This is a genomic window from Pseudomonas sp. S4_EA_1b (assembly GCF_016307435.1).
GTDB lineage: Bacteria > Pseudomonadota > Gammaproteobacteria > Pseudomonadales > Pseudomonadaceae > Aquipseudomonas > Aquipseudomonas rhodesiae.
Genome location: NZ_JAEILC010000190.1, coordinates 1 through 7,679, shown reverse-complemented (window position 1 = coordinate 7,679; position 7,679 = coordinate 1). Strand labels below are relative to the sequence as shown.

The following is a 7,679-nucleotide window of genomic DNA, read 5'->3' as shown; positions in this document are numbered from 1 at the left end:
CAAACTCTGCCAAGCTAAAGCCTGGAGTGTTAAATGAACAATAAAAGCATTTATGGTCTTTCTCTCATTTCCCTTGGCATGAGCATGGGGCAAGTTGCAGTAGCTGTGGAGCAAAAGCCTGAAGGGTTCATTGAGGGGAGCACCTTTAGTATTCTCAATCGGAATCTCTATCTCAATCGTGATTATCGAAAGGGTCAATCAAGCCCCACGGGCAATGGTTACTCAGCCGAATGGGCTCATGGCATCATTGGCCGATTCGAATCAGGCTTTACTCAAGGTACCGTAGGCTTCGGCATTGATGCGTTTGCAATGGAAGGCCTCAAGCTCGATTCAGGTGATGGTCGCTCGGGAGCCCGTAGCTCAGTCGATGTCTTGCCGCACAATAGCAAAGGCCAACCTGAAGACTCCTACTCAAAAGTAGGCGGGGCCGCAAAAGTGCGTTTCCTGGATACAGTCGTCAAGGTAGGCGACGTATTTCCATCGACGCCTGTCGTTGCCTATGGGGATTCCCGACTTCTCCCGGAGAGTTTCCGGGGTGCAACGTTCACTAATACCAGCATCAAAGGCCTGACCCTTCAGGGGGGCCGGCTGCATGCGATGAGCCAACCCAATTCCAGTAGCATGCGTGACGGCTTTTCAACTTTTTACGCCGGTGTAGTAGATGCTCCATGGATCGCTTATCTAGGGGGCGATTACACGGTCAATGAACACGTAGGTGTGAGTCTTTACACCAGCCAATTCAAGGATGTGTGGAACCAATACTACGCGGGCACCACATTGAGCTATCCACTCTCAGAAAGCGTATCGCTAATTGGCGGCTTTAATTACTACCGAGCGGTTGATGAGGGTGAAAAACTTCTGGGAAGCTTCGATAACAAGATCTGGAGCGGCAAGACCGGGGTCAAATTCGGAGCGCACGCCGTGACCGTTGGTTACCAGCGCAATAATGGTAACGACGACTTTGACTACCTTCGCCAGTCCGACTCAATTTTTTTGGATAACTCCATTCAGTACAGCGATTTCAACTCACCGAAAGAGCAATCCTTGCAGCTGCGCTACGATCTAGATATGCAGGCTTTCGGCATCCCCGGTCTGAGCTTCATGACCCGCTACGCTAAGGGTTGGGATGCGGACTATTCCAACGCAAACAGCGTGTACATGCGTCGCGGAGCGGACGGTGCCCCATTGCAGGACCAAAAGCGTTGGGAGCGAGACATCGAGGCTAAGTATGTCATCCAGTCAGGCTCACTGAAGGACATGTCTTTACGTGTCCGCCAAGCAACGACACGAGCTACCGATTTCGAATCTGATTTGGACGAGGTCAGACTGATTGTTGAATATCCACTGCAACTCCTTTAACGGGCATTAGCCATCGGCATCAACTGTCCGGTATCCCCGATACACCCCGTCTCCTTGTTTCTCCTTTGGTTTGGAGACGGCTTAGGCGCCCTAGTGGCGCCTTTTTTTGTGGATTGAAGAAACTGTTGGTATATCCATCCCGGCGGCGAGCGTCCCTGGGGTTGTATGGCTGATTGGAACGTGTGAACATACTCTCAATATAGGTAGGGGGGGTATGGTATGGGTCATATGAGATCAAGCAAAGACAATCTTCTTAAGCGTGTAAAGCGAATCGCTGGGCAAGTCCAGGCGATTGAGCGAGCACTCGACTCTGATGATGACTGCTCGAAAACCCTGCTTTTGGTCGCTTCTGCCCGTGGCGCTATCAATGGGCTGATGGATGAAATTATCGAAGACCACGCTCGTGAACACGTTGCGAATCCGACACTCAGCAACGAAGAAAGAGCGAAAGGCGTCGATGAGCTTCTCGAAGCCATTCGCCGCTATTCCAAATAGGATTTGCCCAGATGAGTAATTCGTACACCGACTATTCCCACGACCATATGTTCCTGGGGAAATCACATGAAGAAAACGCCAAGCGAACCTTGTGGGTAGTGGCTCTGACCGTCGTAATGATGGTTGCTGAAATCACCGCAGGTTATCTCACTGGCTCAATGGCGTTGCTTGCTGATGGATTTCACATGGCAACACACGCTGGAGCACTTGGCATAGCCGCAGCTGCTTACGGTTACGCAAAAAGACATGCCTCAAATGCTCGCTACAGTTTTGGAACTGGCAAGGTTGGAGACTTGGGTGGCTTCGCATCTGCTCTGATTTTGGGACTGGTCTCTTTGGGAATTGCCGGAGAGTCGCTATTTCGTCTCTTTCAACCGACTCAAGTGCAATTCGGGACAGCGACTCTTATCGCAATTGTCGGATTAGCAGTGAATGTGGTGAGCGCGCTTTTGCTGTCTGGCGGTCATAATCATCACCATGGGCATGACCACGGCCAAGATGAATCTCACCATGCACATGGTCATGACAATAATCTGCGCTCTGCTTATATTCACGTCATTGCAGATGCACTGACTTCGGTTCTGGCCATCGCAGCACTGCTTGCTGGTCGTTACCTTGGTTGGGTCTGGCTCGACCCTGCAATGGGGATTGTGGGTGCAGTTGTCATCGCACGCTGGGCTTGGTCGTTGATGCGGGTGACTGCGAGTGTATTGCTAGACCAGACAGATGATCATGTCGCTGAAGAGATTCGTGAACTGGTTGAGCGACAGGGAGATGCTTCGATCATAGATCTTCATGTCTGGCAGGTAGGGCCGCAAGCCCGCGCCGCTATTGTGAGTGTTCTAGGCAGCCCAGCAGTGAATGCACAAAACATACGAGAACGGCTTGCGACAGTTCATGAGATCACTCATCTGACAGTTGAGTACCGCACGAAGCCGGGCGCTGTTTCACCCGATCAGGTCGCCGTTCAGGCTTAGCAATGAGCCCGTAGTTCGCATAAGTTCGCCGAGGAATTGACCAATGGCCAAGGACATCGAGAATCCGTGTACTTCTGTCTGCCAGTTGAACAGCGAACTGTGCGTCAGCTGCGGTCGCACCAAGGAAGACATCAGAAAATGGAAACGAATGAAGCGTCCAGAAAAAATGGCCGCTGTACAACGCGCGACCCTGCGTCTGAAAAGCCTGCAAAAAAAGAACTCTCAAACCACTGTAATTTAACTTTTCTACGCTTTCAGCCGAGACAGATGTCCAGATTCGGAAAGGCAAGCTGAGTGGCAACGCCACCCGAACTTAGCACTATCGTGGTCAGATGCGCAGTGCTTGTCAGCAGACGGAGCATGGCGTCATCTCAAATTGTTATTGAGGACAGCGGTACGGGGTTATCCGATTCGGCGCAGGCGCGCCTTTACAGCTTGTTGCTGATCGTCCTTTGCGTATTGCTTGAGAATGAAATCAACATAGCATGTCCCGCTGCATGGCCATGAGCTGGGACCATGCTGTGGCCGAATGGATGAGGTGGGATTAGTTTGCGGGGTATTCAGCAATGACCTGATCTACGCCGGCTTTGGTCAGGCCGATTATTTGGTAGGTCTCATGTACTCCGTCGACTTCCATTCCTGGAGAACCTGCTGGCATTCCAGGAGCAGCGATCCCGAGAAGGTCGTCACGCTTACTCATCGCAATTATTTGCTCAACTGGCACATGACCTTCAACAAACTTCCCGTTGATCATCGCAGTGTGACAAGACGAGAGTCGTGGAGCGACACCTAGATCTTGTTTGACAGCACTCATGTTGGTTTCTACATGATCAATGACGGTGAAGCCATTGGCCTCAAGATGCTGAATCCATTTTTTGCAGCATCCGCAGTTTGCATCTCGATGCACATCGATGGTCAGGGCCTGCGCCGCTTGAGCCGTTGAGCCGATGAACAGCGCAGCGAATGTTGCAATACGCAGAAATCGACTTGAAAGTCGGAAGCTACCTGTCATGAATATTTCCTTTTCCCTTGGAGACGGCGAGATGTTCTACGAAGCAATAGAACCCCACTCAAGCGTTCATGCCGCTGCAAAGGTTACATTGAAGGATCTACTTTAGAGTCGGGGAGCCAACTCCCCGATCATTTGAATTCGTAGGGCTAGTGCTCAAATCGCTCAGAACCACATCCGAATACCAGCTACAAACCGGGCCTCGTTTGTCTTTTCCCCTTCATCGCTGGCTAGGTCAGCCGTCTTACCATATGAGCGATTCCAGCTAACACCAATGTAGGGTGCGAATTGACGAGTAATTTCGTAGCGCAACCGCAGGCCTAGTTCGGTGTTGGCCAATCCAGATCCTATGCCGCGCTGAGGATCATTTTTCCCGTACAAGTTTACTTCGGCGGTCGGCTGCAAGATCAGGCGATTGGTCAACAGGATGTCGTAATCGCCTTCAAACCGAGCTGCGGTTTGACCGTTCTCACCAATATAAGCAGTCGCTTCAGCTTCAAAGTTATAGAGGGCCATGCCCTGAATACCGAGCGCTCCCCATGTTTGAGGTGACCCAGGTTTGAAGTCTTGTCGAATGCCGGTGACGACATCCCACCAAGGACCGATGGCGTGTCCCCACAGAGCCTGAAGTTCAGCGTTCTCGGTTACGCCATTGGTACGTTCGCCTTCCGAACGCAACCATAGGCGATCGACGTCACCGCCGATCCACCCTTTTGCATCCCAAGCCAGCGCACTACCGTTGTCAGCGTCTTGGTACTCAAATTTATCCAGGAGGATGAACGAGTTAATTTTTTTATCGTGCACACCATGGCCTGGTAAGTCTGGAAAAGCGGCGGCCCGGTCAGCGTCGGTAAGTACGGGGATTGGGGTTCGGCTTGTGGTAGTCGCCCCTCCATCCATGCTTTCCATACCGTCCATTTGCCCGTTATCGCTGTGATCCATAGCCCCCATCTTGCTATGGTCCATGGCTCCCATTGAGCCGTGGTCCATCTTGGAGTGATCCATCGCGGCATCTTTCGGTTTGGCGGGTTTGGATTTTTGTGCAGTTGAAGACTTTGCGTCCGCACTTGATGGCATCGCCATCGACGGATCCATCTCTTCAGCGGCTTGAGCCATGAAAAAGAATGCTGGACCGGTAGAGACTGCAAGTGCCATCAGCGTTGGGCGTAAAAACTTACTGGTCATGATCTCAATCTGCCTTTTTGGTTTTTTGGTCATGATCCATCGACTCATGGCTCATCTGGCTATGGTCCATCGCCCCGTGATCTAGCTTCGAATCGTTTGCCGTTGCTGGCTTGTCCGTTGCTGTAACAGGAACAGTGGTTGAATGGTCGCTGCCATTTTCCTCTGCCAGCACCGTGGACGAGAGTCCACCCAGCAGGACAGCGGCAAAGAGGCAACCCACGAGGGAATTACGATTTCGGTATGTGCTCACAGATCGTCTCCTTTACTCATCAACCCGTACTTCACGGAACATGCCCATTTCCATATGGAAAAGCAGGTGACAGTGATATGCCCAACGGCCTAAGGCATCAGCGGTGACTCGATAGCTGCGTTTGGTACCTGGTGGCATATCGATCGTGTGCTTGCGCACCATGAACTTGCCGTTCTCGTCCTCAAGGTCACTCCACATGCCGTGAAGGTGGATGGGGTGTGTCATCATGGTGTCGTTCACCAAGGTGATGCGCAGACGCTCGCCATACTTCAGGCGCAGCGGTTCGGCGTCAGAGAATTTGATGCCGTTGAACGACCACGAAAACTTCTCCATGTGACCGGTCAAATGAAGCTCGATGGTACGATTTGGCTCGCGGCCGTCAGGGTCTTGGAAAGTGCTTTTCAAGTCGGAGTAAGTGAGCACTCGACGACCATTGTTCCGCAAGCCTATGCCCGGATCACTTAGCTTTGGCGTTGGATTCATGGCTTGCATATCAACCAGGGGATTGTTGGTTTCAGAGGCAGGGTGTGTCTGCATTTCTCCACCCATACCACCCATGCCAGCCATCCCTGACATATCACCATTGCCCATCCCAGCCATCTTGCTGTGATCCATGCCCGCCATGTTAGTCATGTCACCGCTGTCCATGCCGGTCATCCCGGTCATGTCACTTTGGTCCATACCGGTCATCTTGCTGTGGTCCATGCCCGCCATGCCCGCCATGCCGGACATGTCACCTGGTGTCTTCTCTGCGCCGCCCATACCAGCCATGCTGCCATGGTCCATACCAGCCATACCGCCCATCCCCATGTCATCCATAGTGACGATTGGACGTGGATCTATAGCAGGTACCTGAGCAACTAGCCCTTCACGAAGAGCGAGGGTTCCGCGTGCATAACCCGTCCGATCCATAGACTGGGCGAAGATGGTGTAAGCCTCTTCACTGGCAGGCTCTACGATCACGTCATACGTTTCAGCTACGGCGATGCGGAATTCGTCAACACTCACTGGGTTGACGTGTTGGCCGTCGGCGGCCACAACGGTCATTTTCAAACCAGGAATGCGGACGTCGAAATAGCTCATCGCCGAGCCGTTGATAAAGCGTAGTCGTAGCTTCTCACCCGGCTTGAAAATACCGGTCCAGTTACCGTTTGGCGCCTGGCCATTCATGAGATAGGTGTAAGTATCTGCGCTGACGTCTCCAAGGTCGGTTGGGCTCATGTTCATTTCAGCCCACATCTTCCTGTCAGCTACTGTAGCTGACCAACCTTGCTTACTGACATCGTCGATAAAATCACCAACGGTGCGTTTATGGTGGTTGTAGTAGCCCGACTGTTTCTTAAGCTTGGCCATGACGCGACTAGGATCTTCATCGGTCCAATCAGTCAACATCACCACATAGTCGCGGTTGTATTGAAAAGGTTCAGGCTCTTTCGAGTCGATAACGATTGGCCCGTAAACCCCTGCCTGCTCCTGTAAGCCCGAGTGGCTGTGGTACCAGTACGTACCATTCTGATGAACCTTGAACTTGTACTCGTACATGCCGTCGGGTGCGATGCCATGGAAACTCAAGCCAGGTACACCGTCCATATTGGCCGGCAGAATGATCCCGTGCCAATGGATTGAGGTGTCTTGGTCCAGGCGGTTTTTTACACGCAGGGTGACTGTCTCTCCTTCGCGCCAACGCAGCAAAGGTCCTGGCAATGATCCATTGATGGTCATGGCTGTTCGCGGCGAGCCGGTAATGTTTACAGGTGTTTCACCAATAAACAGATCAAATTCATTGCCGGTGAGTACGCTCGGCAGACCTGGACTTGTCACCGCCCATACTGGAGTGCGCCAAAGGCCAAAGCCGCCGAGAATGCCACCAGCGGCCAAGCCTTTTACGAATGTCCGTCTAGAGGTTTTGGAATGCATGCCGTTTATTTCCAATCAGTCAAAAGGGAAGCCGTGCGAAACAACCGATCATGAGTTGCCCGGATCAGCTTTGCCCACCGTCACAAAAGACAAACTCTTACGGCAAGCGAGCTCAGAAATTGCCACATTTAAACCACCGCAGTGATTACATTTCTGTCAGCTTGGAGGGCTAGCTATTTAGCAATTCTTGTGATCCATCGCCTTGGCTTTGCTTTCAGCGACGGGATGTTGGGCATTTTGCGTTTGAGCTACTCGGTACGATTCCATCGAATTATTCCTGGCCACTTCCATGCGTGCGAAAGTCCGGTCACCACCCCCTTCAGCCATAGCCAAAGAAGAGACGGTCAGAGCCGCGATGACGAACAAGGTTTTGATAGGGTTCATTTGGGGGGCCTCGGATGATTATTGGTGACCCCTGAATCCACATCAGTCGTTGACTCTAGGGGGTGAGCTTGAGGCTCAATAGGACGGCGGTTTCAGGAGCTGA

The 7,679-nt window shown here is 52.1% G+C and carries 9 protein-coding genes; 4 read left to right on the top strand and 5 right to left on the bottom strand.

What is annotated here, in order from left to right:
* The first annotated feature begins 33 nt into the window (after positions 1-33).
* The 4 genes from YA0848_RS35345 to YA0848_RS35330 all read left to right on the top strand — a co-directional run bounded on the left by YA0848_RS35345 (position 34) and on the right by YA0848_RS35330 (position 3,072).
* Positions 34-1,359, top strand: coding sequence for an OprD family porin (locus YA0848_RS35345; protein WP_008432871.1), 1,326 nt, complete (start codon positions 34-36; stop codon positions 1,357-1,359).
* A 219-nt stretch (positions 1,360-1,578) separates the two neighbouring features.
* Complete coding sequence (locus tag YA0848_RS35340; protein ID WP_024073346.1) at positions 1,579-1,854, top strand: metal/formaldehyde-sensitive transcriptional repressor; 276 nt, start codon at positions 1,579-1,581, stop codon at positions 1,852-1,854.
* 11 nt (positions 1,855-1,865) lie between these two features.
* Positions 1,866-2,831, top strand: a complete 966-nt coding sequence (gene dmeF / locus YA0848_RS35335) for a CDF family Co(II)/Ni(II) efflux transporter DmeF (protein ID WP_008437453.1) — start codon at positions 1,866-1,868, stop codon at positions 2,829-2,831.
* Positions 2,832-2,874: 43 nt separating this feature from the next.
* Positions 2,875-3,072 (top strand): DUF1289 domain-containing protein, encoded by a 198-nt coding sequence (locus YA0848_RS35330; RefSeq protein WP_008437450.1) that lies wholly within the window; start codon positions 2,875-2,877, stop codon positions 3,070-3,072.
* A 303-nt stretch (positions 3,073-3,375) separates the two neighbouring features.
* Here the strand turns inward: YA0848_RS35330 and YA0848_RS35325 are convergent, their stop codons facing one another.
* From YA0848_RS35325 to YA0848_RS35305, 5 genes are all read right to left on the bottom strand, one after another.
* Entirely contained in the window at positions 3,376-3,843 is a 468-nt protein-coding gene (locus YA0848_RS35325) for a DUF411 domain-containing protein (RefSeq protein WP_008437448.1), read from the bottom strand.
* A 162-nt stretch (positions 3,844-4,005) separates the two neighbouring features.
* On the bottom strand, positions 4,006-5,058 hold the full coding sequence (locus YA0848_RS35320) for a copper resistance protein B (protein WP_008437443.1): 1,053 nt from the start codon (positions 5,056-5,058) through the stop codon (positions 4,006-4,008).
* Positions 5,030-5,275: a hypothetical protein gene (locus YA0848_RS35315; protein WP_024073347.1), complete on the bottom strand. Its 246-nt coding sequence runs from the start codon at positions 5,273-5,275 to the stop codon at positions 5,030-5,032. The genes YA0848_RS35320 and YA0848_RS35315 overlap by 29 nt, the downstream gene beginning before the upstream one ends.
* Positions 5,276-5,287: 12 nt before the next feature.
* Positions 5,288-7,192 carry a copper resistance system multicopper oxidase gene (locus YA0848_RS35310; protein ID WP_008437439.1) on the bottom strand — a complete coding sequence of 635 codons (1,905 nt, stop codon included), beginning with the start codon at positions 7,190-7,192 and terminating at the stop codon, positions 5,288-5,290.
* A 177-nt stretch (positions 7,193-7,369) separates the two neighbouring features.
* Positions 7,370-7,576, bottom strand: a complete 207-nt coding sequence (locus tag YA0848_RS35305; protein ID WP_019821302.1) for a co-regulatory protein PtrA N-terminal domain-containing protein — start codon at positions 7,574-7,576, stop codon at positions 7,370-7,372.
* Positions 7,577-7,679 lie beyond the last annotated feature (103 nt).